The following is a 26451-nucleotide window of genomic DNA, read 5'->3' as shown; positions in this document are numbered from 1 at the left end:
ACGTCCGGCAATCCCTGTGCGTACTCCCGTCCGCGGGCCGGGCCTCGTTCTCCGGGCCGCGATCAGCAGCGTACCTGCCGGAACCCGGCCAGTGACAGGGCGGCGGCGGCCCGTCCGGACGGCGGACCCGCCGGTGCGGCGCCTCGCCGTCACAGGGCCTCCGCCGAGCGGGCCGTGCTCGTGGCCGCGCGCTCCAGGTCCTCGGCGGCGCGGCCGATGCGCCGGGCCGAGTCCGCGACCTGCCTGCCCAGGCGCTCGGCCTCGACGAAGACCCGGACGGCGAGCACTGCGAGCACCATCAGCCCGAGGAACCCCAGGGCTACGGCGAACATCGGCCAGAACATGGGGTCGAGCCTAGACGGTCGAGTGCAGCCGCAGGGTGCGCACCCCGCCGCCGGTCAGCAGCTCGACGATCCGCTCCCCCGCCGGCTTGCGGACGGCGGCGCCGCACTCGGGGCAGGTGAAGGAGTAGAACGTGGTGCGGCTGCTGGCGCCGATCGCCAGCCGCAGCGCGCTCGCGGAGAGTTCGAAACGCTCCCGGCAGTCCGGGCAGCCCGCCCGGAACATCACCGGGGCCACGTTCCTCATCCCGGCGAACGCGGACGCCGCCGTCATGCCCCGTGCCCCTGTGGTCGCCGACTCGCTCAAAGCCCTCGCTCCTGCCTGTCGTCCTGCCCGGTCATCCGGCCGCCTCGGCCCCGTCGTACGCCGCCAGCGCCTCACGGGCCGCCCGGCGGGCGCTCTCGGCCAGTTCCTGCGGCTCCACGATGCGCCCGTCGCGGCCGAGCCGCAGCGCCAGCCGCCGCAGCGACGCGGGGTCGGGGGTGCGCAGGGTGATGCGGAGTCCGCCGTCGGGAAGCTCGTCCGCGCTGTCGTGCGGGTAGTACTCGGCGACCCAGCGCCCGCCCGGCCCGACCTCGACGACCACCTCCGGGTCCTCGGCCGCGGGCTGCACCAGCCCCTCGGACAGGTCGCGCAGCTCCACCTCGGGCGGCGCGGACGGCTCGTCGAGGATCTTGATCTCGGCGACCCGGTCCAGCCGGAAGGTGCGGCGCGCCTCGGAGCGGCGGCACCACGCCTCGACGTAGGTGTGTCCGACGCTGACCAGGCGGATGGGGTCGATCTCGCGCTCGGTGACCTCGTCGCGGGCGGGCGAGTAGTAGCGGATCCACAGCCGGCGGCGCTCGGCGATGGCCCGGTCGACGTCCGCGAAGACGCCGCCCTCGGACTCGAAGGTCACCGAGAGCCGGGAGCTGGCGCCCGCCGCCTCCCCGGCCGCGGTCTCCACCTTGGCGGTGGCCCGCAGCAGCGCCTGCCGGTCGCCCTCGCGCAGTCCCGGCAGGGTGGCCACGGCTCGGGCGGCGACGAGCAGCGCGGTGGCCTCGTCGGCGGCCAGGCGCAGCGGCTCGGCCGCGTCGGCGCCCAGGGCGGCCGGGTTGTGCCACCAGATGCGCTCACCGTCGGTGTCGATGTCCAGCAGGTCACCGCCGCGGAAGCTGGTGCCGCACATGGGCAGCACGTCGAGGTCGGAGACCAGTTCGTCCTCGGTGATGCCGAAGGCGCGCGCGACGTCCTCGATGCGGGCGCCGGGCCGCTCGCGCAGATACGTCACCAGGGACAGCATCCGCCGGGTCTGGTCGATGGCGTTCACGGGCCTGACCGGTTTGCCTGCCACGTTCTCGTCCGCTTCCCCTCAGCCCTTGGCCACGGCACGCAGCCGGTCCACCACGTCGGCCCGCAGTTCCTCGGGCTCCAGCACCACCACGTCCGGTCCGAACTCCACCAGCCAGGCGTCCAGTCCGTGCCCGTACGGGATCTCCAACTCGTCCCAGCCGTTCCCGAGTTCCCGGACCGAGGTGGCCTTGGCCCGGAGCGGGAAGCCGGCGTCGGAGCGCAGCCGGATCCGCGCCGAGCGGTCGGCGGTCTCCCCCGCCCAGCTCGCCACGGTCTCCCGCACGGTGACGACGTCCGGCACCGGCACGGTGAACCGGCCGGCGCGCGAGCGCACCTTGCCGGTGATCCGGGACAGCCGGAAGACCCGCTCGGCGCCGCGGTCGCGGTCCCAGCCGGCCAGGTACCAGTGGCCGCGCCAGCACTCCAGCGCCCACGGCTCGACGTGCCGCTGCTCGGGCTGGGCGGCGTTGGCCTTGCGGTAGTCGAAGACGACCGGGCGGCGGTCGCGGCAGGCGAGCATCAGCGGCTCGAACGCGGCCTCGTGCACCGGGATGCGCGGCTCCAGCGCGCCGTGCGCGCCGTACGGGTCGACGTCCTCGGGGAGTCCCGCGGCGCGCAGCTTCTGCAGGGCGCCGCTGGCCGCGCCGGCCAGCCTGGCCTGCTGCCACACCTTCGCGGCGAGTCCGAGGGCGGCGGCCTCCTCGGCGTCCAGGGTGATGGGCGGGAGCCGGTTGCTGTCGCGGCGGGCGAGGTAGCCCGTCTCGCCCTCGAGGTTCTCGACGGTCTCGATGACCAGTCCGAGTTCGCGCAGGTCGTCCTTGTCGCGCTCGAACATGCGGTTGAAGGAGTCGTCGGAGCCCGCCTCGAGATACGCCTCGATGGACTCGCGCAGTTCGCGCTTGGTGAGCGGCCGCCGCGTCCCGAGCAGACACAGCGCGAGGTTCATCAGCCGCTCCGCCTTGGCAATGGCCATCGACGCGCTTCGCCTCCCTATGGTGCTTACGACCGATGACCGTACCGCCCCGGGGTGGCGTGGTGAAAGCCGAGGGCCCGCGCCCGGACAGGCACGGGCCCTCGGCGATCGACTCCGGTCGGATCAGACGCCGAGCAGGTCGACCACGAAGATCAGGGTCTCACCGGGCTTGATCGCCGGGGTGGGGCTCTGGTTGCCGTAGGCGAGGTGGGCCGGGATGGTCAGCTGGCGGCGGCCGCCGACCTTCATGCCCTGCACGCCCTGGTCCCAGCCCTTGATGACCCGGCCGCCGCCCAGCGGGAACCGGAAGGGGGTGCCACGGTTCCAGCTGGCGTCGAACTCCTCGCCGGTGCTGAAGGCGACGCCCACGTAGTGGACGGTGACGGTCTGACCCGCCTTCGCCACCTCGCCGTCGCCCTCCCAGATGTCCTTGATCTCGAGGTCCGCCGGGGGCTCGCCGCCCGGGAAGTCGATCTCGGGCTTGTCGATGCTCACGTCTTCATGCTCCTGCTTGTCTGCGGAAAGGCGAACACGCACAGTCTTACATCCCGGCGGGGGTCACAGCTTCGCGAGAACGTCCACGGAGAAGACCAGCGTGGAGTCCTTCTTGATCTCGCTGCCCTGCGGCGGGTTGTCGCCGTAGCCCAGCTCCGGCGGGATGACGATGAGGACGCGGCTGCCGACCTTCTTGCCCGTCAGGCCCTGCGCCCAGCCCTTGACGACCTGCTGGAGCGAGAAGGACGTCAGCTGGCCGCGGCCGTACGTGGAGTCGAACTCCTTGCCGCCGTCCCACAGCACGCCCTTGTACTGCACCAGGACGCTGTCCTCGGCGCCGACCTTCTCGCCGTCGCCCTCGATGACGTAGTTCGCCACGAGCTTCTTCGGCGCGTCGGAGTCGGGCACCTCGATGGAGGGGGCCTTGCCGTCGGTGTTGGTGCCGACCTTCGGCAGGCCGACGTCGTCCTGGGCGACGTCGGCGCCCTTGGCGGAGCTCCTGGCGTTGAACGTGTCCTGCACGTCGATCACGAACACCAGCGTGTCGGTGCCCTTGATGCCCGCCTGCTCGTTGCCCTGCTCGCCGTAGCCCCAGGTGGGCGGGATGGCCATCTGGACGCGGCTGCCGGCCTTCCTGCCGACCAGCCCGTAGCGCCAGCCGTCGATGATCGTGCCCTGGGCGAGCTGGATGGCCAGCGGCTCCTTGCGGTCGTACGAGTTGTCGAACACCTTCGCGGTGCTCCACACCTGGCCCAGGTAGTGGGCCACGACGAAGTCGTTCTCGGCGATCGTGCGGCCGCCGCCCGCGATGACCGTCTTCACCGCGAGATCCTCGGAGGGGTCGCCGCTGCCCTTGGCGACGGTCGGCTTCTCGCCGAACCCGGTCCCGGCCGTGATCGCCGGCAGCGGGCCCTCGACGATCTTCGGCGACGGCGCCGCCGACGTCTCGGGCTCCGAGGGTGAGGCCGTCTCGCTGGCCTTGCCGGAGTCGGACTTGTCGTCGCCGCACGCGGCGAGGGTGGCCAGTCCAGCGGGGACGGCGATGAGAAGTGAGCGTCGGCGCACGGTGGGGGCCTCGTAATCGTCGATCTTGTGGGGTGGCGTCCGCGCAACTCTACGGCGTGAGAAGGGCGCCGCACGGTGTAACGTACGGCGCCCGTGTGACGTTCCGGGTGTTTCGTCGACTCCCGGGGGACACGTCCTCTCACATGCCGGCGATCAGCTTCTCCACCCGCTCGTCCACCGAACGGAACGGGTCCTTGCACAACACGGTGCGCTGGGCCTGGTCGTTGAGCTTGAGGTGCACCCAGTCGACGGTGAAGTCCCGCCGCTGCTCCTGGGCACGCCGGATGAAGTCGCCGCGCAGCCGGGCCCGAGTGGTCTGCGGCGGCACGGACTTGCCCTCGAAGATCTTCAGGTCGTTGCAGATCCGGGCGGCCTGTCCCTTCTTCTCGAGCAGGTAGTACAGGCCACGACGGCGGTGGATGTCGTGGTACGCGAGGTCTATCTGCGCGACCCGCGGGTGCGACATGGTCATGTTGTGCTTGGCGCGGTAGCGCTCGAGCAGCTTGTACTTCATGACCCAGTCGATCTCGGTGCCGATGCGGTCGAGGTCCTCGGACTCGATCGCGTCCAGTGTGCGGCCCCACAGCTCCAGCACCTGGTCGACGGTGCCGGTGCGGATGCCGCGGCGCTCGCAGAAGTCCAGCGCCTTCTCGTAGTACTCGCGCTGCACCTCCAGCGCGGACGCCTCCCGTCCGCTGGCCAGGCGCACCTTGCGGCGCCCCGTGATGTCGTGGCTGACCTCGCGGATCGCCCGGATCGGGTTCTCCAGGGTGAGGTCGCGCATGACGGTGCCCGCCTCGATCATGCGCAGCACCAGGTCGGTGGCGCCGACCTTGAGCAGCATGGTCGTCTCGGACATGTTCGAGTCGCCGACGATGACGTGCAGCCGGCGGTAGCGCTCGGCGTCCGCGTGCGGTTCGTCGCGCGTGTTGATGATCGGCCGGGAGCGGGTCGTCGCCGAGGAGACGCCCTCCCAGATGTGCTCGGCGCGCTGGCTGACGCAGTAGACGGCGCCCCGCGGCGTCTGCAGCACCTTGCCGGCTCCGCACAGCAGCTGCCTCGTCACCAGGAACGGGATGAGGATGTCCGCGAGCCGGGAGAACTCCCCGTGCCGGGCGACGAGGTAGTTCTCGTGGCACCCGTAGGAGTTGCCCGCCGAGTCGGTGTTGTTCTTGAAGAGGTAGACGTCGCCCGCGATTCCCTCCTCGTGCAGGCGTCGTTCGGCGTCCACCAGGAGTCCTTCGAGAATGCGCTCGCCGGCCTTGTCGTGGGTGACCAGCTCGGTCACGTCGTCACATTCCGGCGTTGCGTATTCCGGATGTGACCCCACGTCGAGATAGAGGCGGGCGCCGTTCCGCAGAAAGACGTTGCTGCTTCGGCCCCATGACACGACACGGCGGAAAAGGTACCGCGCCACCTCGTCAGGCGACAGGCGGCGCTGTCCCCTGAACGTGCACGTGACGCCGTACTCGTTCTCCAGCCCGAAAATGCGGCGGTCCATGAGGGAACATTACGCCCGATCCTTCGAGCTGAAACGGGGATCGACGGCACGGTTCGGATCATTTTCCGAACCGGCCGCGACAACCGCCGTCCTGGCCGGAACCGCCAATACCCGTCCGGTGGCGATCAAAACCAGCAGCGACACGCCGCCCGCGGCCCCCGGTACGGCGAATCCCCACAGCGCCCCGCCCGCCTCGACCACCGGACCGGTCACACCGGTCCCGAACGACGCGCCGACGGTGAACGTGGTCACCAGCCAGGAGAACGCCTCGGTGACCGTCCCGCGCGGGGCGTGCCGGTCCACCAGGACGAACGCACAGGCGATGGCCGGGGCCAGGAAGAGACCGGCGACCGCGGCGAGCAGCGTCATGGCCACCGGGGCCGGCCTCAGCATCAGCGGCAGGTAGCAGAGGGCCAGCAGCGCCACGATCACCTGGAGCCGCCGCGCGGGCTCCCCGGCCCACTGCCGCGCCCCGTACGCCATGCCGCCGATCAGCGCGCCGAGCCCGAGCGCCGCCATCAGCCAGCCGTAGACGGTGTCGCCGCCGTGATCGTCGGCGTACGTCACGGCGGCGACCGTGATGGACCCCATCGCCATCCCGACGGTCAGGAAGGCCCCGAGCAGCGCGATGAGCCCCGGCGACCGCAGCGCCCCCAGCCAGTGCGCCTCACGCGGCGCGGACCGCCAGGCCCGCGAGGGCGGCGAGACGACCACGGACAGGGCCCCCAGCACCCCGATGACGTTCAGCACGAGCAGCGCGGCCTGGGCCGACCACAGGGAGACGCACACCGTCACGAGCAGCGGCCCGACGGTGAACATCACCTCCTGGGCCACGGCGTCCAGGGCGTACGCCCGGTGCACGTGCTCCTCCCTGGGGAGCACCGAGGACCACAGCGCCCGCAGCCCGCCCTCCAGCGGCGGCGTGAACAGCCCCGCCAGCGCGACGGCGCCGTACGCCACGACCAGCGGGCCGGTCCCCACGAAGGCGAACACGCCCATCGCCACCGCGGACAGCAGCGCCGCCGGCAACTGCACCCGGGGCTGGCCCTTCAGGTCGACCAGCCGCCCGAGCACCGGCTGCCCCACCGCGTTGGCCACGCCGTACACCGCGGCGAGCACGCCGGCCAGGCTGTACGACCCGCCCTCGGCGCGCACGAACAGCACGATGGCGATCGGGGCGGTCGCGTTGGGGAGCCGCCCCACCAGCGTGCCCACGAGCAGCCGGGCGGCGTGCCGCGCCCGGAGAATCTCCAGGTATCCCGTCGCCATACCGGCCCTCCCGTGGAAGTGTTACGTATAACTAGGCTCTCTATACGTACCATGACCGCTGTTCACCGGTCCAGACGAAGGAGCGACGGTGCCCAGAGCCAGCGTCCGCCCCACGAGCCGGGACGTCGCCCGGGAAGCAGGCGTCTCCCAGGCCGCGGTGTCCCTGGTCCTGGGCGACAAGTGGCGCGGCCGGGTCTCCGAGGCCACGGCGGAACGCGTCCGCGAGGCCGCCCGCGCCCTCGGCTACCGCCCCAACCTCGCGGCCCGCAATCTACGGCTGGGCCGCACGCGTACGGTGCTGCTGGTCGTGCCCGCCCTGACCACGGAGTTCTTCGCGGGCGTCTACACCGGCGCGGCGCGGGTGGCCTCCCGGCACGGCTTCGGCGTGGTCCTCTACCCCTCCCCCGAGGGCATCGGCCCGGCCCGCGACCCGTTCGCCAGCGCCCAAGCCGCGCTGGACGGCGTCATCGCCTCCTCCATGGCGGCGGAGGCCCTGACCGCCATCCGCGGCGACCAGCTGCCGCTCGTCATGCTGGACAGCGACCCCTCCGCCGGCGGGACCACGGTGAACCTGGACATCGCCGACGGCGTCCAGCAGATCACGGAGCACCTGCTCGGCCTGGGCCACCGCCACTTCCTGCACCTGGGGGCGGACGTACCGTCCTGGACCTTCGAGGTCCGCGCGCGGGAGCTGGAGGCACGGCTGCGGCAGGTGCCCGGTACATCTCTGCGGACGGCCCGCTCACCGATCTCCATCAAGGGGGCGGAGGCCGCCGCCGGGGCCGCACTGGCTGCCGGAGACCGGCCGACAGCGGTCGTCTGCGACGACGACCAGCTCGCTGCGGGCACGTACAAGGCCGCCCGCCGTCTGGGACTGCGCGTCCCGGCGGACCTTTCGGTCACGGGCATGGACGACCTGGCCCTGGCCACGGCCATCGACCCGGAGCTGACGACCGTCCGTCTGGACGCGGAACTCTTCGGCGAACGGGGTATGCAGGCGCTGCTGGCCGTCCTGGAGGGCGAGCGGCCCTCCGGCACGGACATCCCGGTCCACCTGGAGGTCCGGGGCTCGACGACCCGGGTGCCGTGAACCACGGGCGCGGGTGCGGGAGGGGGTGGCGCAACCCGGCACCAGCGAGGCGCCGCCGCGCCCGCCCACCGTGGGCGCTGCACCAGCCCCCACCGGACAGACCCCTGCGCCGCAGACGTCAGACCTCAGCCCCCCGCCGGACAGAAGCTCCGCGCCGCAGGCATCCGCACCCGCATCCGCCGACGCGGACTACTCCTCGTCCCCGCCGGAGGCCGTCCCCTCCGCGCCCGCCTCCAGAAGACGCACCAACTGCCGCCCCTCGATCCGCTTGAACTTCCGCTTCTGCGGCCGCGTCCGGTCCAGCACCGCCACCTCCAGCCGCTCCGCGGGGATCTCCCGCTCACTGCCGTTGGTGTCCCGCGACAACGCCTGAACCGCCAGCTTCAGCGCCTCCGCCAGCGTCATCCCGTCCCGGTGCCGCTGGTCGAGGTACCCGCTGATCTGCTCCGCGTTGCCCCCCACCGCCACCGAGCCGTGCTCGTCCACGATCGACCCGTCGTGCGGCAGCCGGTAGATCTGGTCGTGCTCCGGGGTCTCCCCGACCTCGGCCACCACCAGCTCCACCTCGTACGGCTTCTCCCCCACGCTGGAGAAGATCGTGCCGAGCGTCTGGGCGTACACGTTCGCCAGACCCCGCGCGGTCACGTCGTTCCGGTCATAGGTGTAGCCCCGCAGATCGGCGTACCGCACACCGCCGATCCGCAGATTCTCGTACTCGTTGTACTTGCCGGCGGCGGCGAACCCGATCCGGTCGTAGATCTCGCTGAACTTGTGCAGCGCGCGGGACGGGTTCTCGCCGACGAACACGATCCCGTCGGCGTACTGCAGCACGACCAGGCTGCGGCCACGGGCGATGCCCTTGCGGGCGTACTCCGCCCGGTCGGCCATCGCCTGCTGAGGTGAGACATAGAACGGCGTCGACACCGGTTACCCGTCCCTTTCTGTCGAAGTCACTGGACCACCCTGAACCAACCGGACCATCCGGCCCGCACGCACTACAGCAACGAGGCCCGCGGACCGTCCGGCCGCTCCAGCCTGCGCTCCAGCACGGACCGGGCGATGTCGGACGCCTCGTCCTCGGAGAGCCGGCGGTAACCGTCCTCGGTGATCACGGTGACGATCGGATAGATCCGGCGGGCGACATCGGGACCGCCGGTCGCCGAGTCGTCGTCTGCCGCGTCGTAGAGCGCCTGCACCACCAGCGTGGTGGCCTCGGCCTCACTCAGATCCTCCCGGAACAGCTTCTTCATCGCACCACGCGCGAAGATCGATCCGGATCCGGTGGCGGCGTACCCGTGCTCCTCGGACCGCCCGCCGGTGACGTCGTAGGAGAAGATCCGCCCTTTCTCGCGGTCCACGTCGTACCCGGCGAAGAGAGGCACCACGGCCAGGCCCTGCATGGCCATGCCCAGGTTCGAGCGGATCATCGTCGACAGCCGGTTCGCCTTGCCCTCCAGCGACAGCTGCTCGCCCTCGACCTTCTCGAAGTGCTCGAGCTCGAGCTGGAACAGCTTGACCATCTCCACGGCCAGGCCCGCCGTGCCGGCGATGCCGACCGCCGAGTACTCGTCGGCCGGGAACACCTTCTCGATGTCCCGCTGCGCGATGACGTTCCCCATGGTGGCCCGCCGGTCACCGGCGAGGACCACACCGCCGGGGAAGGTGACGGCGACGATGGTCGTGCCGTGCGGCGCCTCGATCACGCCCTGTACGGGCGGCAACGTCCTCTTTCCCGGCAGCAGCTCCGGCTGGTGCTCGGAGAGGAAGTCCATGAAGGAGGAGGAGCCCGGCGTCAGGAAGGCAGCCGGCAGACGCCCGGTGCCAGGAGTGTTGGCTTCCACGAAGTTCCTTCCAGGTAGGCAGCTGCCCGACGAACAGCGTCGGGATCATCTCCCAACTTGCCGATGGCCGAATTGCAGTTGAAGCACATTACGCCACGGACCCTACCCGCCCCACAGCAATGATCCACATTTCCGACAACAGCATCTGGAACGGCCGGCCGCGCGCTCCGGAGCCGAGCGGACGCCGCCCGCGGCGGCCCATCGGGGCCGGCCGCGGACAGCGCCCTCTCCTCACCGCTCGCCCACCACCGCCGTGACTGCCGGACCGGCGAAGCCGGTGAGGCTACTCGCCGCCCTTCTGCACGAAGGACCGCACGAAGTCCTCGGCATTGGCCTCGAGCACGTCGTCGATCTCGTCCAGGACGTCGTCCACGTCGTCGCTGAGCTTCTCGTGACGCTCCTTGAGGTCCTCCGAAGCCTGCGTCTCTGCCGCCTGCTCCTCGACCTCCTCGGTGGACCGCGTGGCCTTCTGCTGTCCGCCGCCGGTGTCCTTGGTCGCCATCACCCTCACCCCGCTCGGTTCGCCCGACACAGTTGCTCGGTCAAGATCAGACCCTACAAGCCGGGTCCGACAATGCCCCCGCAGTTGCTCCAACCCACGGGGACCACCTCGATGATTCCCGGACGGGCCGCTTTCCACCCCGTCCGGCCGGTCCGTCCGGGTACCCGCAGGTACCCGCCCGGGCGCGGCTCACCCGCTCACCCGCCGGAAAGCACCCTGACCAGGTCTTCCGCCGTCCGGCAGCGGTCCAGGAGCGCCTTGACGTGATTACGCGTTCCGCGAAGCGGTTCCAGGGTTGGGACCCGCTGCAGCGAGTCCCGGCCCGGCAGATCGAAGATCACCGAGTCCCAGGAGGCCGCCGCGACGTCGTCCGCGTACTGCTCCAGGCACCGCCCGCGGAAGTAGGCGCGAGTGTCCTCCGGAGGCTCCGTACGGGCGCGCTCGACCTCGGCCTCGTCCAGCAGCCGCTTCATGCGTCCGCGGGCCACCAGACGGTTGTAGAGGCCCTTCTCGGGACGCACGTCGGCGTACTGCAGGTCGACCAGGTGCAGCCGGGCCGCGTCCCAGTCGAGGCTGTCACGGCGCCGGTAGCCCTCCATGAGCTCCCGCTTGGCGACCCAGTCCAGCTCGCCGGCGAGGCTCATCGGGTCGTTCTCCAGCCGGGTGAGCGTGTCCTCCCAACGGGCGAGGACGTCCTTGGTCTGCTCGTCGGCGTCGTCCCCGAAGCGCTCCTCGACGTACTTGCGGCCCAGCTCGTAGTACTCCATCTGGAGCTGCACCGCGGTCAGGGTCCGGCCGCTGCGCAGCGTGACCAAGTGCTTCAGCGAAGGATCGTGCGACACCTGGTGCAGCGTCCGCACCGGCTGGTCCACGGCCAGGTCCACGGCGATGAACCCGTCCTCGATCATCGACAGGACCAGCGCGGTCGTCCCGAGCTTGAGGTAGGTCGAGATCTCGGAAAGGTTCGCGTCACCGATGATCACGTGCAGCCGCCGGTACTTCTCGGCGTCCGCGTGCGGCTCGTCGCGCGTGTTGATGATCGGGCGCTTCAGCGTGGTCTCGAGGCCCACCTCGACCTCGAAGTAGTCCGCCCGCTGGCTGATCTGGAAGCCGTGCTCGTGGCCGTCCTGGCCGATGCCGACCCGGCCGGCGCCGGTGAAGACCTGCCGGGAGACGAAGAACGGCGTCAGATGGCGCACGATGTCCGAGAAGGGGGTCTCCCGCTTCATCAGGTAGTTCTCGTGCGTGCCGTAGGACGCGCCCTTGTTGTCGGTGTTGTTCTTGTACAGGTGGATCGGCTGGGCGCCGGGAAGCTGCGCGGCCCGCTCCGCCGCCTCCGCCATGATCCGCTCGCCGGCCTTGTCCCAGAGGACGGCGTCCCGCGGGTTGGTGACCTCGGGGGCGCTGTACTCCGGATGGGCGTGGTCGACGTAGAGCCGCGCGCCGTTGGTCAGGATGACGTTCGCCAGACCGATGTCCTCGTCGGTGAGCTGGCTCGCGTCGGCGGCCTCGCGGGCGAGGTCGAAGCCTCGCGCGTCCCGCAGCGGATTCTCCTCCTCGAAGTCCCAGCGGGCCCGGCGGGCCCGGTGCATCGCCGCCGCGTAGGCGTTCACGATCTGGGACGAGGTGAGCATGGCATTGGCGTTGGGGTGGCCGGGGACGGAGATTCCGTACTCCGTCTCGATGCCCATTACTCGCCGTACGGTCATGCGGCCCTCCTTGCCCGGCGGCGTCCCCGGTCGGGGGCGCCGCAGTACCGCTGGCTCTCCGGTGCGTGTGCGGTGCCCGTCCCCGCACTGCGCGACTCGGCGGTACGGAAGAGCCTAGAACGCCTTTGCGCTGGTGGGGAGATCAATTGCGTCATTGCTGTGCTCCAGCCGTGGCCCCGAAAAGCAGTCGGCTGCGGGTACCCGTCGCGGGCACCCGCAGCCGCCCTCGCTTTTACAGGTACTGACCGGTGTTGGCCACCGTGTCGATGGAGCGTCCGGTGTCCGCGCCCTGCTTTCCGGTGATGAGGGTGCGGATGTAAACGATCCGCTCGCCCTTCTTTCCGGAGATCCGGGCCCAGTCGTCCGGGTTGGTGGTGTTGGGCAGGTCCTCGTTCTCCTTGAACTCGTCCACGCAGGCCTGGAGGAGGTGGGAGACGCGGAGGCCCTTCTGGTTCTTCTCCAGGAAGTCCTTGATCGCCATCTTCTTGGCGCGGCCCACGATGTTCTCGATCATGGCGCCGGAATTGAAGTCCTTGAAGTACAGGACTTCCTTGTCGCCGTTGGCGTAGGTGACTTCCAGGAAGCGGTTCTCCTCGGACTCGGCGTACATCTGTTCCACGGCGGTCTGGATCATGCTCTGGACCGTCATGGACTTGTCGCCGCCGTGCTCGGCGAGGTCGTCGGCGTGCAGCGGGAGGCGCTCGGTCAGATACTTGCCGAAGATGTCCTTGGCCGCCTCGGCGTCCGGACGCTCGATCTTGATCTTCACGTCCAGCCGGCCGGGACGCAGGATGGCCGGGTCGATCATGTCCTCACGGTTGGAGGCGCCGATCACGACCACGTTCTGCAGGCCCTCGACACCGTCGATCTCGGCGAGCAGCTGCGGGACGATGGTGTTCTCCACGTCCGAGCTGACGCCGGAGCCGCGGGTGCGGAAGAGGGACTCCATCTCGTCGAAGAAGACGATGACGGGGGTGCCCTCGCTGGCCTTCTCCCGGGCCCGCTGGAAGACCAGGCGGATCTGCCGCTCGGTCTCGCCGACGTACTTGTTCAGCAGCTCGGGGCCCTTGATGTTGAGGAAGAAGCTCTTGCCCGCGGCCTGGCCGGTGACCTCGGCGACCTTCTTGGCCAGCGAGTTCGCCACGGCCTTGGCGATGAGCGTCTTGCCGCAGCCGGGGGGGCCGTAGAGCAGCACGCCCTTGGGCGGCCGCAGCTCGTGCTCCTTGAACAGGTCCGGGTAGAGGTACGGCAGCTCGACCGCGTCGCGGATGGCCTCGATCTGGTTGCCGAGGCCGCCGATCTGCTCGTAGCCGATGTCGGGGACTTCCTCGAGGACGAGCTCCTCGACCTCGCTCTTGGGCACGACCTCGTAGACGTACCCGGAGCGGGGCTCCAGCAGCAGGGCGTCGCCGGCGCGGATGGTGACGTCCAGCAGCGGCTCGGCGAGCCGCACCACCCTCTCCTCGTCGGTGTGGCCCAGCACCAGGGCCCGCTCGCCGTCCTCCAGGATCTCCTTGAGGGTGACGATCTCGCCCACGCGCTCGAATTCCATGGCCTCGACCACGTTGAGCGCTTCGTTGAGCATCACTTCCTGGCCGCGCCGGAGTTCCTCCAGCTCGACGTTCGGGCTGACGTTCACCCGCAGCTTGCGGCCGCCGGTGAAGATGTCGGCCGTGCCGTCCTCGTTCGCCATGAGGAAGACTCCGAAGCCGGCCGGGGGCTGGGCGAGCCGGTCGACCTCCTCCTTGAGGGCCACGATCTGGTCGCGGGCCTCGCGGAGGGTGCTCGCCAGCCGTTCGTTCTGGGCGGACACGCCGGCCAGATTGGTCTGCAACTCGACGATCCGCTCTTCGAGAATTCTCGTGTGCCGCGGAGAGTCGGCGAGCTTGCGTCGCAGGACGGCGATCTCCTGCTCAAGGTAGGCGATCTGCCCGGCCGGGTCGTCGGACCCGCGTCCCGGGCGGATGCCGCGGTTCATGTCGTCGTCGTGGGCTGCCACGGTCCTCACCTCCTCCAAGGGGAGCTGGACGCTTCCAGACCCTACCTGGGCGGGTGTCGATTGAAACCCCTAGATCACAAAGACGGTCGGGGTGTGTCCGATCTTCACCCTTGCGCTCTCCCTCACGCCAGGGGAATACCCACCGAGAATGATCGGAACCCAGTCGGCGTTAGGGTCGACGTGTTCAACACCCGTCAGAGCTGGCCGGATTCCCGCACGGCTCGGCGAACCACACGGCAGGAGAGACGATCGTGCAGCAGGAAGCCGCAACCGGCGCCGAGGCCCTGGAGGTCTGGATCGACCAGGATCTGTGTACCGGCGACGGCATCTGCGCCCAGTACGCGCCCGAGGTGTTCGAGCTGGACATCGACGGTCTGGCGTACGTGAAGAACGAGCAGGACGAGCTGCTCCAGGACAAGGGCGCGGCAACGCCCGTCCCGCTGCCGCTCCTCACCGACGTCGTCGACTCCGCGAAGGAGTGCCCCGGCGAGTGCATCCACGTCCGACGGGTTTCGGACAGCGTCGAGGTGTACGGACCGGACGCCGGGTGACCGCCGTCGCACGGCCGGTCACGTCTGCCTGATGTCACGCGTCCGGCAGCGCGCCGACCTGGCGCGCGCCCGTCACGGGGTCACACGCTCCGCGCGTCGGACGGCGTGGACCGGACGAACGCGCCGTCGTCCCAGCGCCACTTCACGGTCTCGCGCACGTCGGGGCAGCAACGGGGCACGTCGGAGGACGAGTAGCCGAGCAGCGCGGCGACGACGTCCCCGCCGCGTACGGCGAAGTCCTCGACGTTGGCGCGGTCCTCGGGGTCGAGGAGGGTGGCCACCAGGCGCGGCTTCGAGGCGCCGGCCGCCTGCGTGAGGACGTAGACGCCGTCGGGCGGGGTGCCCATCGGGGCGTCGCAGTGCACCGCCGCCACGGTCTCGGGACGGCCGTCGCCGTCGAGGTCGCCGGACGCCTGCTTCTTGACCACCAGCCTCACGGGACCGCAGTCGAGCGGGAACTCCACGTCGGCCGGGTCGGGCGGCAGCGCCCGCGCGGGGGCCTGCCCGGTCTGCGGGGCGCCCGGCGCGGCGGCGGTCGCGTGGTCGGGCTGCAGGACGGAGGAGAGCGCCACGACACCGGCGACGGCCGTGGCGGTGGCGACCCAGTGGATGGGCCGGGCGTGCGTGTGGGCGAGCTCCGGAACGGCGGAAGGCTGCACGAGGAGTGTCTCCTGTGAGGGCTGTGCCGGTGAGGGTGGCCAGCATCGTGCCACACGTCACAGTACGGAGGGAACGGCGGGGTCCGCACTCGTCGCGCGGAGCCGCCGTGCGGGTCGGTGCGGGACCCCGGCGTCAATGCGTCGGCGCCGTGGGGCGGTTCCCGGTGACGTACCGGAACCGCCCCACGGCGCCGGAGCGTTGGGAGGGCGCGGACCGCGTCAGCGGCCGGTGCCTCCGTCGGCGTTGGGGCCGGAGTAGTCCTCGCCGTAGGCGCCCTTGGCCGGGCGGCGGCGGCGCATGGGCGGCTCGACGCCGTCGGCGAGCCGGCGGGCGGTGAGCAGGAAGCCGGTGTGGCCGATCATCCGGTGGTCGGGACGGACGGCCAGGCCCTCGATGTGCCAGTTGCGGATCATCGTCTCCCAGGCGGTCGGCTCGTTGAAGCAGCCGATCTCCCGGATGGACTCGACGGTCCGGGCGAGCTGGGTGGTGGTGGCCACGTAGCAGCAGAGGATGCCGCCGGGCACGAGCGCCTTGGAGACGGCCTCCAGGCACTCCCAGGGGGCCAGCATGTCGAGGATGACGCGGTCGACGTCGGTGTCGGACAGGTTGTCCTGGAGGTCGCCGACGGTGAGCCGCCAGGCGGGGTGCGGGCCGCCGAAGTAGCGCTCCACGTTCTGCTGGGCGATCTCCGCGAAGTCCTGGCGGCGCTCGTAGGAGTGCAGCATGCCCTGGTCGCCGATGGCGCGCAGCAGGAAGCTGCTGAGCGAGCCGGAGCCCACGCCCGCCTCGACGACGCGCGCGCCGGGGAAGATGTCGGCGAAGGCGAGGATCTGCCCCGCGTCCTTCGGGTAGACGACGGCTGCCCCTCGGGGCATGGACAGGACGTAGTCGGGGAGCAGGGGGCGCAGCGCGAGATAGGCGACGTTCCCGGTGGTGCGGACAACGCTGCCCTCGGGAGCGCCGATCAGTTCGTCGTGGGGGAAGGAACCCTTGTGGGTGTGGAAGTTCTTCCCGGCCTCGAGCGTGAACGTGTAGTGGCGGCCCTTGGGGTCGGTCAGCTGTACCTGGTCCCCGACCTTGAAGGGCCCGCGCCTGCGGGCGGCACCGGTCGGTTCGGACATGTGACCAGCCTACCGGTCCCCGGAGGGCCCGCCGACCACGGACGGCGGCCGGGACGACGGGTCAGGAGGGGCGTGCCATGGCCTTCACGAAGGCCCGTTCCACGTCGGCGGCGGACAGCACGCCGTAGATCTCGCCGGTCTCCTCGACCACCAGGTACTCGGTGGCGGGCGTCGCGCGCAGCGCGTCCAGCAGCTCCTCCCCGGCCAGTTCCGCGGAGACGCGCATGCCGTCGGTGAGGTCCTGGGCGAGCCCGCTGACCGGCACCCAGGGCCGCCGGTGCTCCGGGACGCCGACGATCGCGGCCTCGCGGACCAGGGAGATCGGCACGCCGTCGGGGTCGACCACGACCAGGGCGCGGGCGCCGGCCGCGTTGGCGCGGCGCAGGGCCTCGGAGAGCGGGGTGTCGGTCTCCACGGGGACCGCGCGGCGGGTGAGGGCGCGGGCCCGCAGCTCGGGCAGGTGCTCGCGCAGGCGCGCCATGCGCAGGCTGTTGCCGGCTCCGGTCCAGATGATCGCGGCCAGGATGGCGGCGAGCAGGGCGTCGAGGACGGTGTCCATGCCGACGTTGTCCACCGCGTCGGAGCCGAGCGCCCCGGACTGGGTGAGCAGCGGCAGGCCGATCAGCACGGAGACGGCGAGGGCGCGGCCCACCCAGGCGGCGGCGACCGTGCCGGTCATGGGCCTGCCGGTGATCGCCCAGATGACCGCGCGCAGCATCCGGCCGCCGTCCAGCGGCAGACCGGGCAGCAGGTTGAAGACGGCCACGATGAGGTTGGACACCATCAGGCCGGCCAGCAGCACACCGGCGACGCTGCTGGGGTCGACGACGAGCAGGCCGAGGTAGAACAGCCCGGCCAGCACCAGGGAGAGCAGGGGGCCGACGAACGCCAGTACGAACTCTCTGCCGGGTGTCTCGGCCTCCTTCTCGATCTCGGAGACGCCGCCGAAGAACTGGAGCTGGATGCGGCGCACCGGGAGCTTGAAGCGCAGGGCTGCGAGGGTGTGGGCGAGCTCGTGCACCAGCACGGAGGCGTAGAAGGCCACCGCGAAGAACAGGGAGACCAGATAGCTGGCCGCGCCCAGCTCGGGCAGGATGCGGTCGATCTGGCCGCCGAACACCCAGGTGATGAGGATCGCCACGAGGAACCAGCTGGGCGCCACGTACACGGGCACGCCGAAGGGGCGGCCCATCAGCAGCCCGCCGCGCCGCCGCTCCTCGGGGCGCTGCGGGGCGGGTCCCTTGCCGGTGCCGGAGTGGGCGAACGGCCGGTCGGCGTGCTCCGGCTGCGGCCCGGCCCCGCCGGACGCGGTGCCGTGAGGGTCCTCGCCCCGCGGCCCCTCGGAGCCGGACGCGGCGTTCGCGGCGTCCTGTCCGCCGTCGCCCTCGGCCGGCGGGGTCGAGTCGCCCGTGACGCCGGGGTCGGCGGGGGCCGCCGAGGTAGGGGCGGGCTCACCGGTGCCGTGGGCGCCGCCGGGGGCCGGGGCCTCGGACCCCGTGTGCTCGGCCGACTCGTCGTTGCCGGGCCGCGGCCGTCCGCGCCCGCCGCTTACGTCCACCGGTGTCCCCTCGTTCGCTGCGTCTCCCGCGCCTGCCGGACGGGAGGGTCCTGGGTCGATGGTATGCGGCGTCCGCCGCCCTTTCCGCCCCGCACCCCTGTCCCTACCCCCTCGTTCCCCTCCCTTCCCACCCTCCTCCCCGGTTCCTTCCCACCCTCCTCCCCGGTTCCTTCCCACCCTCCTCCTCCGCCTTCGTCCACAGGGTCGCCGTGTTGTCGGCGCCGGGCCGTAAGGTCTGTGGTCATGGAGACGAGCACCGAGGGCGCGACGCGGCCCGACATCAGCCCCGCCGTGTCCGGGGAGGCAGCGGACACCGCCGTGGCGGCCGGGCCCCCCGCCGCGCCGCCCGCCTCGCTGTCGCCGTCCCGTGCGAGTGACTTCATGCAGTGCCCGCTGCTGTACCGGTTCCGGGTGATCGACCGGCTGCCGGAGAAGCCGAGCGAGGCGGCGACCCGGGGCACGCTGGTGCACGCGGTGCTGGAGCGGCTGTTCGACGCCCCGGCCACCGACCGCACCGTGCCGCGCGCGAAGTCGCTGGTCCCCGGCCAGTGGGACCGGCTGCGCGAGAGCCGGCCGGAGGTCGCGGAGCTGTTCGCGGACGACCCGGAGGGCGAGCGGCTGGCCCGTTGGCTCACGGAGGCGGAGGCGCTGGTCGAGCGGTGGTTCACGCTGGAGGACCCGAGCCGGCTCGAGCCCGCCGAGCGGGAGCTGTTCGTGGAGGCGGAGCTCGACTCCGGGCTGCGGCTGCGCGGGATCATCGACCGGGTGGACGTGGCGCCCACCGGCGAGGTGCGGATCGTCGACTACAAGACGGGCAAGGCGCCCCGCCCGGAGTACGCGGAGGGCGCGCTGTTCCAGATGAAGTTCTACGCCCTCGTGGTGTGGCGGCTGAGGAAGGTCGTCCCGCGCCGCCTCCAGCTGGTGTACCTGGGCAGCGGGGACGTGCTGACGTACGACCCGGTGCTCGCCGATCTGGAGCGGGTGGAGCGCAAGCTGCTCGCGCTGTGGGAGGCGATCCGGCGGGCGACCGAGACGGGCGACTGGCGGCCGCGCCCGACGAAGCTCTGCGGCTGGTGCGACCACCAGGCACATTGTCCGGAGTTCGGCGGCACTCCCCCGCCGTATCCCCTGCCCTTGAGGGCGCCTGAGTCCGGCGGGACCGAGCAGGGCAGAATGGGGCCGGACTAGCGAAGGAGACTTACGTGGCCATCCGCGTCCTACTGGTCGACGACCAGCCGCTGCTGCGCACCGGATTCCGGATGATCCTGGAGGCCGAACAGGACCTCGCGGTCGTCGGCGAGGCAGGGGACGGCCTCCAGGCCCTGGACCAGGTGCGGGCGCTGCAGCCCGACGTGGTGCTGATGGACATCCGCATGCCGCGGATGGACGGGGTGGAGGCCACCCGCCAGATCACCGGCCCGGAGCGGAACGGCCCGGCGAAGGTGCTGGTGCTGACCACGTTCGATCTCGACGAGTACGTGGTGGAGGCGCTGAAGGCGGGAGCCAGCGGCTTCCTGCTGAAGGACGCCCCGGCCAACGAGCTGGTACAGGCGATCCGTGTGGTGGCCGCCGGTGAGGCGATGCTCGCGCCGAGCATCACGCGCCGGCTGCTGGACAAGTACGCCACGCACCTGCCGTCCGGCGAGGAGCCGGTGCCGGACACGCTGCACACGCTGACCGACCGCGAGGTCGAGGTGCTGAAGCTGGTGGCGCGCGGGCTGTCCAACGCGGAGATCGCCGCCGACCTGTTCGTCAGCGAGACCACCGTGAAGACACACGTCGGTCATGTGCTGACCAAGCTGGGACTGCGCGACCGCGTGCAGGCCGCGGTGTACGCGTACGAGAGCGGGCTGGTGCGCCCCGGCGCGCAGTAGCTCACGAGAGCGGACACGACGTGGGGGTGCCCTCCCGGCCGGGAGGGCACCCCCACGTCGTGTGCGGGGCGGCTGGATCCGTCAGCCGCTGACGCCGCGTCCGAGCTCCCACAGCTGGAGCGTGGAGGAGGAGTTGAGCGCGTAGGCGGTGCCGGTGATGTTGTCACGGGCGGCGAGGTACTGCTTGCCCTGCCACAGCGGCAGCACGGGGACCTCGTCGGCGACGATGTTCTGGATCTTCGTGAAGCTCTCCGAGGCGTTGAGGCGGTCGGCCTGGCGGCGCGACTCGGGGATCAGCTCCTTGCGGATCTCGGTGTTGACGTAGGGCGAGTTGAGGAAGTTGTCCTCGGCGAGGAAGGGCGCGACGAAGGCGTCGGCGTCCGGGTAGTCCGGGAACCAGCCCATGCCGTAGACGTCGTACTTGCCCTTCTGCCCGGCCGGCCGGAACTTGTTCCAGGAGGTGCCCTGGATGTCCGTCTCGAACAGGCCGCTGTCGTTGAGCTGCTTGCTGAGCTGCTCGAACTCGGCCTTGGTGGCCGGACCGTAGTGGTCGGTCGTGTAGTGCAGCGTGAGCTTCACCGGCGTGTCGACGCCGGCATCCTCGAGCAGCTCGCGGGCCTTGGCGACGTCCGGGTCGCCGTACGTGTTGAAGAAGGCGTTGGAGTGGCCGGTGACGCCGGCGGGCACCAGCGAGAACAGCGGCTCGGCCTGGCTGCCGTAGACCTTGGCGACGAGCTCGTCGCGGTTGATCAGCTGGGCCATCGCCTGGCGGACGGCCTTGTCCTTCACCGACTCGGCCTTGGTGTTGAAGGCCAGGTAGCGGATCTCCAGACCCGGGGACTCCACCAGTTCGACCTCGCCGTCGGTGGCGTTGGCCAGCTTCTGGATCTGCTCCGGCGACATGCTGCGGGTCATGACGTCGATCTCGCCGTCGTCCAGCGCGTCGCCCATGGCGTCGGCGCTGTCGTAGTTGACCAGCTCGACCTTGTCGTTGTTGACCTGGAGCGCGCCCTTGTACGAGGGGTTCTTGGTGAAGGTGGCGCGGACCAGGGTGCCGTCCTTGACCTCGCTCTCCATCGTGTACGGGCCGGAGCCGTCGATGTCGAAGCCCTCGCGCAGCTTGTCCTGGGCGTAGTCGTCCTTGCTGACGATGCCCGCGACCGGGGTGGACAGCTTGTACGGGAAGGTGGCGTCGGCCGCCTTGAGGTGGAAGATCACCTCGCGGTCGCCCTGCGTCTCGACGGTGTCGATGGTGGACAGCAGCGCGAAGACACCGCTGTCGCCCTTGAGGGAGAGGGCGCGCTCGATGGAGTACTTCACGTCCTGCGCGGTGATGGGGTCGCCGTTGGAGAACTTCAGGCCCTCGCGCAGGGTGCAGGTGTACCGCTCGTTGCCGGCGTCGGTGAAGCCGCACGACTCGGCGGCCTCGGGAACCGGCTCGCCGTCGCCGCGGGGCTGGACCATGAGGGTCTGGACGGTCTGCCGCAGGATGTTCCAGGTGCCGACGTCGTAGGCCCAGGCGGGGTCGAGGGGAGCGAGTCCCTCTTCCTCGGAGGCGGTGAACCGGTCGGTGGTGCCCACGACGATCGCATCGCCGCCGCCGCTCCCGCTCTCGCTGTCACCACAGGCGGCGAGCACCGGCGCGAGCAGGCCCATTGCGGCCGCCAGCACCAAAGTCTTGCGGTTCATGCTCGAGTTTCTCCAGGACGTTGTCGGCTCCGTGTCATCCGCGGGCAGGGGTCACCAGGGCGGAGGGCAAGGAGGGGTGTGGTTCTCGCGACGACATTAGTCCGCGTCCGCGGGAGCGTTCGCGGCGCCCGGAGCCGGGGCCTCATCACGCAGTGGAACCAGGTGTGAACGGACCGACAGAGATGACCGGGGAAGGATTGGTGCAGCTTCTCACCAACCGGGACACATGGGCACGCCGGTGATCTCCTGAATCGGGCGGGATGCACGCCCGGACATCGTTGTCGGCACGTGAAGCCGTGATCAAGATCACATGCGAAAAGGGGTCCGGCGGCTCTGCGGAATCAGCCGCCGGCGGCCGGAACGCGGGCGCGCGGCTCGGACGGGACGGCCCCTGGACGGAGCGCCGCGCACGCCGGTTCCGGCGGCGGTGCACACCGCGTGAGCGGCTAGCGCAGGTCCGTCATCAGACCGCGCAGGAACGGCAGGTCCACCACGTGGAGCGAGGGGACGATCGTGCGCCGGGCGGCCGGGGTGATCGGGCCCACGGACGGCACCACGACGACCTGGCAGCCGGCGGCCTCGGCGGCGGTGACGCCGGTGACCGTGTCCTCGACGACCGCGCAGCGCACGGGGTCGGCGCCGAGCCCGGCGGCCGCCGCGAGGTAGGGGTCGGGGTGCGGCTTGGTGCGCGGCACCTCGTCGCCCGCGACGGACAGGGCGAAGTGCTCGGGGCCCAGGACGGGCAGCACCCGGTCGATGATGCGCCGGTGGGAGGCGGAGACGAGCGCCGTCGGGATCTCGTGCTCGGCCAGCTCGGCGAGCAGGCGCGCGGCCCCCGGCATCAGCGGCAGGTTGTGGTCGATGCGGCTCTCGAAGGCGTCGTTGAGCAGCACCGTGAGTTCGTCGAGGCCGATGTCGGCCCCGGTCGCCTCGATGAGGAACCCCGCGCTGCGGGCCATGGGGCCGCCGACCACGATGTGGCGCCAGGCGTCGTCGAGGGTGTGTCCGAGGGAGGCGAAGACCTCCGTCTCGACGTCCCACCAGAAGCCCTCGGTGTCCACCAGGGTGCCGTCCATGTCGAGGAGCACGGCCTGGAGGGCCGAGCCTTCGGCCGTACGGGTTCCGAGCGCGGGGACCGTACTGGTCATCCACATACCTCCTATAGGGACGATCAGGCCGGTTCCCACGAGGGGAACCGGCCTGCAGTGGACCGACCAGTGTACGTCGTGCGCGCCGGAAGTGCCTGATGCGACCGCCGGAGCCGGCGGCCGGACCGCTCAGCGGGCGTTGAAGTACTTCGCCTCCGGGTGGTGGATCACGATGGCGTCCGTGGACTGCTCGGGGTGGAGCTGGAACTCCTCGGAGAGCTGGACGCCGATGCGTTCCGGCTGGAGCAGGTCCGCGATCTTGGCGCGGTCCTCCAGGTCGGGGCAGGCGCCGTAGCCGAGGGAGAAGCGGGCGCCCCGGTACTTCAGGGCGAACATGTCCTCCATGGCGGCGGGGTCCTCGCCGGCGAAGCCGAGCTCGGAGCGGACGCGGGCGTGCCAGTACTCGGCGAGGGCTTCGGCGAGCTGGACGGACAGGCCGTGGAGTTCGAGGTAGTCGCGGTAGGCGTCGGCCTCGAACAGCCGGGCGGTCTCCTCGCCGATGCGGGAGCCGACGGTGACGACCTGGAAGCCGACGACGTCCTTCTCGCCGGACTCCTCCGGGCGGAAGAAGTCGGCCAGGCACAGCCGGCGGCCGCGGCGCTGGCGGGGGAAGGTGAAGCGGGTGCGCTCGTTGCCCTCCTCGTCCAGGACGATCAGGTCGTCGTCCTTGGAGACGCAGGGGAAGTAGCCGTAGACCACGGCCGCCTCCAGCAGGTTCTCCGTCTGCAGCCGGTCCAGCAGACCGCGCAGTCGCGGCCGGCCCTCGGTCTCCACCAGCTCCTCGTAGGTGGGGCCCTCACCGGTGCGGGCCTGCTTCAGACCCCACTGGCCCTTGAACAGCGCGCCCTCGTCGAGCCAGGACGCGTACTCCTTGAGCTGGATGCCCTTGATCACACGGGTGCCCCAGAACGGCGGCTCCGGGACCGGGTTGTCGGTGGCCACGTCGGAGCGCACGCTGCCCTCTTCGGGCCGCTCGTCGATCTCGACGGCGGCCGCGCGGACCCGGCGCTGCCTCAGCTCGGGCAGCTTCGCGCCGGGCACGCCGCGCTTGATGCCGATGAGGGCGTCCATCAGGCGCAGGCCCTCGAAGGCGTCGCGGGCGTAGCGGACCTCGCCCTGGTAGATCTCGTGCAGGTCCTGCTCGACGTAGGCGCGGGTGAGGGCGGCGCCGCCCAGGATGACCGGGTAGTCGGCGGCCAGACCCCGCTGGTTGAGCTCCTCCAGGTTCTCCTTCATGATCACCGTGGACTTCACCAGCAGACCCGACATGCCGATCACGTCGGCCTTGTGCTCGTCGGCGGCCTCCAGGATCGCGGAGACGGGCTGCTTGATGCCGAGGTTGACGACGTTGTAGCCGTTGTTCGACAGGATGATGTCGACCAGGTTCTTGCCGATGTCGTGGACGTCGCCGCGCACCGTGGCCAGCACGATCGTGCCCTTGCCGGCCTCGTCGGTCTTCTCCATGTGCGGCTCGAGGTGGGCGACCGCGTTCTTCATGACCTCGGCGGACTGGAGCACGAACGGCAGCTGCATCTGCCCGGAGCCGAACAGCTCGCCGACCACCTTCATGCCGTCCAGCAGGGTGTCGTTGACGATGTCGAGGGCCTTGCGCGTCTGCAGCGCCTCGTCGAGATCGGCCTCCAGACCGTTGCGTTCGCCGTCGATGATGCGGCGCTTGAGACGCTCGTCCAGCGGCAGCGCGGCCAGCTCCTCGGCCTTGCCCGCCTTGAGCGACTTCGCCGTCGCGCCCTCGAAGAGCTGCATGAGCTTCTGCAGCGGGTCGTAGCCCTCACGGCGGCGGTCGTAGATCAGGTCGAGGGCGGTCCGCACCTCTTCCTCACTGAACCGGGCGATGGGGAGGATCTTGCTCGCGTGCACGATCGCCGAGTCCAGGCCCGCCTTCACGCACTCGTCGAGGAAGACGGAGTTCAGCAGGATGCGGGCGGCCGGGTTCAGACCGAAGGAGATGTTCGACAGACCCAGCGTGGTCTGCACGTCCGGGTGGCGGCGCTTCAGCTCGCGGATGCCCTCGATCGTGGCCACGCCGTCCTTGCGGGACTCCTCCTGCCCCGTGCAGATCGTGAACGTCAGGCAGTCGACGAGGATGTCCTCCTCGCGGATGCCCCAGTTCCCGGTCAGGTCCGCGATCAGGCGTTCGGCGATCTCGACCTTCTTCTCCGCCGTGCGCGCCTGCCCCTCCTCGTCGATCGTCAGCGCGATCAGCGCCGCACCGTGCTCCCGTGCCAGCTCGGTCACCCGCGCGAAGCGGGACTCGGGACCGTCGCCGTCCTCGTAGTTCACCGAGTTGATCACCGCACGGCCGCCGAGCTTCTCCAGGCCCGCCCGGATCACGTCCACCTCGGTGGAGTCCAGCACGACCGGCAGCGTGGAGGCGGTCGCGAACCGGCCCGCCAGCTCCTCCATGTCGGCCACGCCGTCCCGGCCCACATAGTCCACGCACAGGTCGAGCATGTGCGCGCCCTCGCGGATCTGGTCCCGGGCCATCTCCACGCAGTCGTCCCAGCGGCCCTCCAGCATGGCCTCACGGAACTTCTTCGACCCGTTGGCGTTCGTCCGCTCACCGATCGCCAGGTAGGAGGTGTCCTGACGGAACGGCACCGACTGGTACAGCGACGCCGCACCCGGCTCGGGACGGGGGTCGCGCTCCGCGGGGGCCAGGTCCCGCACGCGCTCCACCAGCTGCCGCAGGTGCTCAGGGGTGGTGCCGCAGCAGCCGCCCACCAGCGACAGCCCGTACTCCTGCACGAACGTCTCCTGCGCGTCCGCCAGCTCGGGCGCCGTCAGCGGGTAGTGGGCGCCGTCCTTGGTCAGCTCGGGCAGGCCCGCGTTCGGCATGCACGACAGCGGGACGCGGGAGTGCCGGGCGAGGTAGCGCAGGTGCTCGCTCATCTCGGCGGGGCCGGTCGCGCAGTTCAGGCCGACCATGTCGATGCCGAGCGGCTCCAGCGCGGTCAGGGCCGCGCCGATCTCGGAGCCGAGCAGCATCGTGCCGGTGGTCTCCACCGTGACCGACACGATCAGCGGGACCTCGAGGCCGACGGCCTTCATGGCGCGGCGGGCGGCGATGACGGAGGCCTTGGTCTGCAGCAGGTCCTGGGTGGTCTCCACCAGCAGCGCGTCGGCGCCGCCGGCGAGCAGGCCCTCCGCGTTCTGCTGGTAGGCGTCGCGGATGGCGCCGAAGGTGGTGTGGCCGAGGGTGGGCAGCTTGGTGCCCGGACCCATGGAGCCCAGCACCCAGCGCGGCCGGCCGTCGCGGCCGGTGAACTCGTCCGCCGTCTCGCGGGCGATGCGGGCGCCCGCCTCGGACAGCTCGAGGACGCGCTCGGGGATGTCGTACTCGCCCAAAGCGGTGAGGTTGGCGCCGAACGTGTTGGTCTCCACGCAGTCCACGCCCGCGCCGAAGTACTCGGAATGGACCGACCGGACGATGTCGGGGCGGGTCAGGTTCAGGATCTCGTTGCAGCCCTCGAGGTTCTGGAAGTCCTCGAGAGTCGGGTCCTGGGCCTGGAGCATGGTGCCCATCGCTCCGTCGGCGACCACCACACGGGTGGCCAGGGCCTCACGGAGCGCGGACACGCGGGTCCGGCTGTCGGCGGAAGGGGTCAGCGGCAACGAGGCCATGAAAGGGGCTCCCTCAGGTGCGACGGCTGTCGGCTTTGCGGCTGCCCGGAAAAGCCACCTGTTCGAGCTTCCCCGGCAGGGCGCACGCCG

General features: G+C 70.9%; 23 protein-coding genes and 1 pseudogene. 4 read left to right on the top strand and 20 right to left on the bottom strand.

Annotated features, from left to right (window positions below; genetic code table 11):
- Positions 1–149 precede the first annotated feature (149 nt).
- From C1708_RS26290 to C1708_RS26255, 8 genes are all read right to left on the bottom strand, one after another.
- Entirely contained in the window at positions 150–344 is a 195-nt protein-coding gene (locus C1708_RS26290; protein ID WP_048460021.1) for a hypothetical protein, read from the bottom strand.
- A 10-nt stretch (positions 345–354) separates the two neighbouring features.
- Positions 355–615 (bottom strand): hypothetical protein, encoded by a 261-nt coding sequence (locus C1708_RS26285; protein WP_033274974.1) that lies wholly within the window; start codon positions 613–615, stop codon positions 355–357.
- A 64-nt stretch (positions 616–679) separates the two neighbouring features.
- Positions 680–1675: a helix-turn-helix transcriptional regulator gene (locus tag C1708_RS26280; protein ID WP_106415007.1), complete on the bottom strand. Its 996-nt coding sequence runs from the start codon at positions 1673–1675 to the stop codon at positions 680–682.
- Between the two features lie 18 nt (positions 1676–1693).
- Positions 1694–2647: a helix-turn-helix transcriptional regulator gene (locus tag C1708_RS26275; protein ID WP_106415006.1), complete on the bottom strand. Its 954-nt coding sequence runs from the start codon at positions 2645–2647 to the stop codon at positions 1694–1696.
- 123 nt (positions 2648–2770) lie between these two features.
- Positions 2771–3142, bottom strand: coding sequence for an FKBP-type peptidyl-prolyl cis-trans isomerase (locus tag C1708_RS26270; protein WP_006132299.1), 372 nt, complete (start codon positions 3140–3142; stop codon positions 2771–2773).
- Positions 3143–3205: 63 nt separating this feature from the next.
- Entirely contained in the window at positions 3206–4207 is a 1002-nt protein-coding gene (locus C1708_RS26265) for an FKBP-type peptidyl-prolyl cis-trans isomerase (RefSeq protein ID WP_106415005.1), read from the bottom strand.
- Positions 4208–4346: 139 nt separating this feature from the next.
- Positions 4347–5708: a Pup--protein ligase gene (pafA, locus tag C1708_RS26260; protein WP_106415004.1), complete on the bottom strand. Its 1362-nt coding sequence runs from the start codon at positions 5706–5708 to the stop codon at positions 4347–4349.
- A gap of 9 nt (positions 5709–5717) precedes the next feature.
- Positions 5718–6977 (bottom strand): MFS transporter, encoded by a 1260-nt coding sequence (locus C1708_RS26255; protein ID WP_106415003.1) that lies wholly within the window; start codon positions 6975–6977, stop codon positions 5718–5720.
- A gap of 88 nt (positions 6978–7065) precedes the next feature.
- Here C1708_RS26255 and C1708_RS26250 point away from each other — a divergent pair, with 88 nt between their 5' ends.
- Positions 7066–8067, top strand: coding sequence for a LacI family DNA-binding transcriptional regulator (locus C1708_RS26250; protein ID WP_106415002.1), 1002 nt, complete (start codon positions 7066–7068; stop codon positions 8065–8067).
- Positions 8068–8256: 189 nt separating this feature from the next.
- On the opposite strand, the gene prcA is transcribed toward C1708_RS26250, so the two are convergent.
- The 6 genes and pseudogenes from prcA to arc all read right to left on the bottom strand — a co-directional run bounded on the left by prcA (position 8257) and on the right by arc (position 14118).
- Positions 8257–8991, bottom strand: coding sequence for a proteasome subunit alpha (gene prcA, locus C1708_RS26245; protein ID WP_106415001.1), 735 nt, complete (start codon positions 8989–8991; stop codon positions 8257–8259).
- A 71-nt stretch (positions 8992–9062) separates the two neighbouring features.
- Positions 9063–9908 (bottom strand): proteasome subunit beta, encoded by an 846-nt coding sequence (prcB, locus tag C1708_RS26240; RefSeq protein ID WP_106415000.1) that lies wholly within the window; start codon positions 9906–9908, stop codon positions 9063–9065.
- Positions 9860–10039: pseudogene (locus tag C1708_RS26235) on the bottom strand (endonuclease domain-containing protein); the annotation flags it as partial. The pseudogene C1708_RS26235 and the gene prcB, both read right to left, overlap by 49 nt.
- 152 nt (positions 10040–10191) lie before the next feature.
- Positions 10192–10410: a ubiquitin-like protein Pup gene (locus tag C1708_RS26230; RefSeq protein WP_106414999.1), complete on the bottom strand. Its 219-nt coding sequence runs from the start codon at positions 10408–10410 to the stop codon at positions 10192–10194.
- 197 nt (positions 10411–10607) lie between these two features.
- Entirely contained in the window at positions 10608–12119 is a 1512-nt protein-coding gene (gene dop / locus C1708_RS26225; RefSeq protein WP_342210913.1) for a depupylase/deamidase Dop, read from the bottom strand.
- Between the two features lie 232 nt (positions 12120–12351).
- Positions 12352–14118 carry a proteasome ATPase gene (gene arc, locus C1708_RS26220; protein ID WP_106414997.1) on the bottom strand — a complete coding sequence of 589 codons (1767 nt, stop codon included), beginning with the start codon at positions 14116–14118 and terminating at the stop codon, positions 12352–12354.
- Positions 14119–14369: 251 nt separating this feature from the next.
- Here arc and C1708_RS26210 point away from each other — a divergent pair, with 251 nt between their 5' ends.
- Positions 14370–14669 carry a ferredoxin gene (locus C1708_RS26210; RefSeq protein ID WP_093765789.1) on the top strand — a complete coding sequence of 100 codons (300 nt, stop codon included), beginning with the start codon at positions 14370–14372 and terminating at the stop codon, positions 14667–14669.
- A gap of 80 nt (positions 14670–14749) precedes the next feature.
- Here C1708_RS26210 and C1708_RS26205 read toward each other — a convergent pair whose 3' ends face one another.
- The 3 genes from C1708_RS26205 to C1708_RS26195 all read right to left on the bottom strand — a co-directional run bounded on the left by C1708_RS26205 (position 14750) and on the right by C1708_RS26195 (position 18008).
- Positions 14750–15328 (bottom strand): hypothetical protein, encoded by a 579-nt coding sequence (locus C1708_RS26205; protein ID WP_106414996.1) that lies wholly within the window; start codon positions 15326–15328, stop codon positions 14750–14752.
- A gap of 219 nt (positions 15329–15547) precedes the next feature.
- Positions 15548–16450, bottom strand: a complete 903-nt coding sequence (locus C1708_RS26200; protein WP_106414995.1) for a tRNA (adenine-N1)-methyltransferase — start codon at positions 16448–16450, stop codon at positions 15548–15550.
- 61 nt (positions 16451–16511) lie between these two features.
- The gene (locus C1708_RS26195; RefSeq protein WP_106414994.1) at positions 16512–18008 is read right to left on the bottom strand and encodes a site-2 protease family protein; all 1497 of its coding nucleotides are present in this window, start codon (positions 18006–18008) and stop codon (positions 16512–16514) included.
- A 243-nt stretch (positions 18009–18251) separates the two neighbouring features.
- On the opposite strand from C1708_RS26195, the gene C1708_RS26190 reads away from it, so the two are divergent.
- A complete protein-coding gene (locus tag C1708_RS26190; RefSeq protein ID WP_106414993.1) occupies positions 18252–19196 on the top strand; it encodes a RecB family exonuclease in 945 nt (314 codons plus the stop codon).
- Between the two features lie 14 nt (positions 19197–19210).
- Complete coding sequence (locus C1708_RS26185) at positions 19211–19882, top strand: response regulator (RefSeq protein WP_024885186.1); 672 nt, start codon at positions 19211–19213, stop codon at positions 19880–19882.
- An 81-nt stretch (positions 19883–19963) separates the two neighbouring features.
- On the opposite strand, the gene C1708_RS26180 is transcribed toward C1708_RS26185, so the two are convergent.
- The 3 genes from C1708_RS26180 to metH all read right to left on the bottom strand — a co-directional run bounded on the left by C1708_RS26180 (position 19964) and on the right by metH (position 26361).
- Complete coding sequence (locus C1708_RS26180) at positions 19964–21571, bottom strand: ABC transporter substrate-binding protein (protein WP_106414992.1); 1608 nt, start codon at positions 21569–21571, stop codon at positions 19964–19966.
- A 446-nt stretch (positions 21572–22017) separates the two neighbouring features.
- Positions 22018–22719 (bottom strand): HAD family hydrolase, encoded by a 702-nt coding sequence (locus C1708_RS26175; protein ID WP_106416491.1) that lies wholly within the window; start codon positions 22717–22719, stop codon positions 22018–22020.
- A 129-nt stretch (positions 22720–22848) separates the two neighbouring features.
- Entirely contained in the window at positions 22849–26361 is a 3513-nt protein-coding gene (gene metH / locus C1708_RS26170) for a methionine synthase (RefSeq protein ID WP_106414991.1), read from the bottom strand.
- Positions 26362–26451 lie beyond the last annotated feature (90 nt).

The sequence above is a fragment of the Streptomyces sp. DH-12 genome (assembly GCF_002899455.1).
Taxonomy (GTDB): Bacteria; Actinomycetota; Actinomycetes; order Streptomycetales; family Streptomycetaceae; genus Streptomyces.
This window is presented reverse-complemented; position numbering and strand designations above follow the sequence as displayed.

Bases quoted from the DNA above. Each gene is read 5' to 3' on its own strand.
- dop (WP_342210913.1), bottom strand. From the start codon at position 12,119: ATGACCGTACGGCGAGTAATGGGCATCGAGACGGAGTACGGAATCTCC.
- C1708_RS26180 (WP_106414992.1), bottom strand. From the start codon at position 21,571: ATGAACCGCAAGACTTTGGTGCTGGCGGCCGCAATGGGCCTGCTCGCG.
- C1708_RS26290 (WP_048460021.1), bottom strand. From the start codon at position 344: ATGTTCTGGCCGATGTTCGCCGTAGCCCTGGGGTTCCTCGGGCTGATG.
- C1708_RS26275 (WP_106415006.1), bottom strand. From the start codon at position 2,647: ATGGCCATTGCCAAGGCGGAGCGGCTGATGAACCTCGCGCTGTGTCTG.
- C1708_RS26255 (WP_106415003.1), bottom strand. From the start codon at position 6,977: ATGGCGACGGGATACCTGGAGATTCTCCGGGCGCGGCACGCCGCCCGG.
- C1708_RS26200 (WP_106414995.1), bottom strand. From the start codon at position 16,450: ATGTCCGAACCGACCGGTGCCGCCCGCAGGCGCGGGCCCTTCAAGGTC.
- metH (WP_106414991.1), bottom strand. From the start codon at position 26,361: ATGGCCTCGTTGCCGCTGACCCCTTCCGCCGACAGCCGGACCCGCGTG.
- C1708_RS26190 (WP_106414993.1), top strand. From the start codon at position 18,252: ATGGAGACGAGCACCGAGGGCGCGACGCGGCCCGACATCAGCCCCGCC.
- C1708_RS26230 (WP_106414999.1), bottom strand. From the start codon at position 10,410: ATGGCGACCAAGGACACCGGCGGCGGACAGCAGAAGGCCACGCGGTCC.
- C1708_RS26175 (WP_106416491.1), bottom strand. From the start codon at position 22,719: ATGACCAGTACGGTCCCCGCGCTCGGAACCCGTACGGCCGAAGGCTCG.
- pafA (WP_106415004.1), bottom strand. From the start codon at position 5,708: ATGGACCGCCGCATTTTCGGGCTGGAGAACGAGTACGGCGTCACGTGC.
- C1708_RS26285 (WP_033274974.1), bottom strand. From the start codon at position 615: ATGACGGCGGCGTCCGCGTTCGCCGGGATGAGGAACGTGGCCCCGGTG.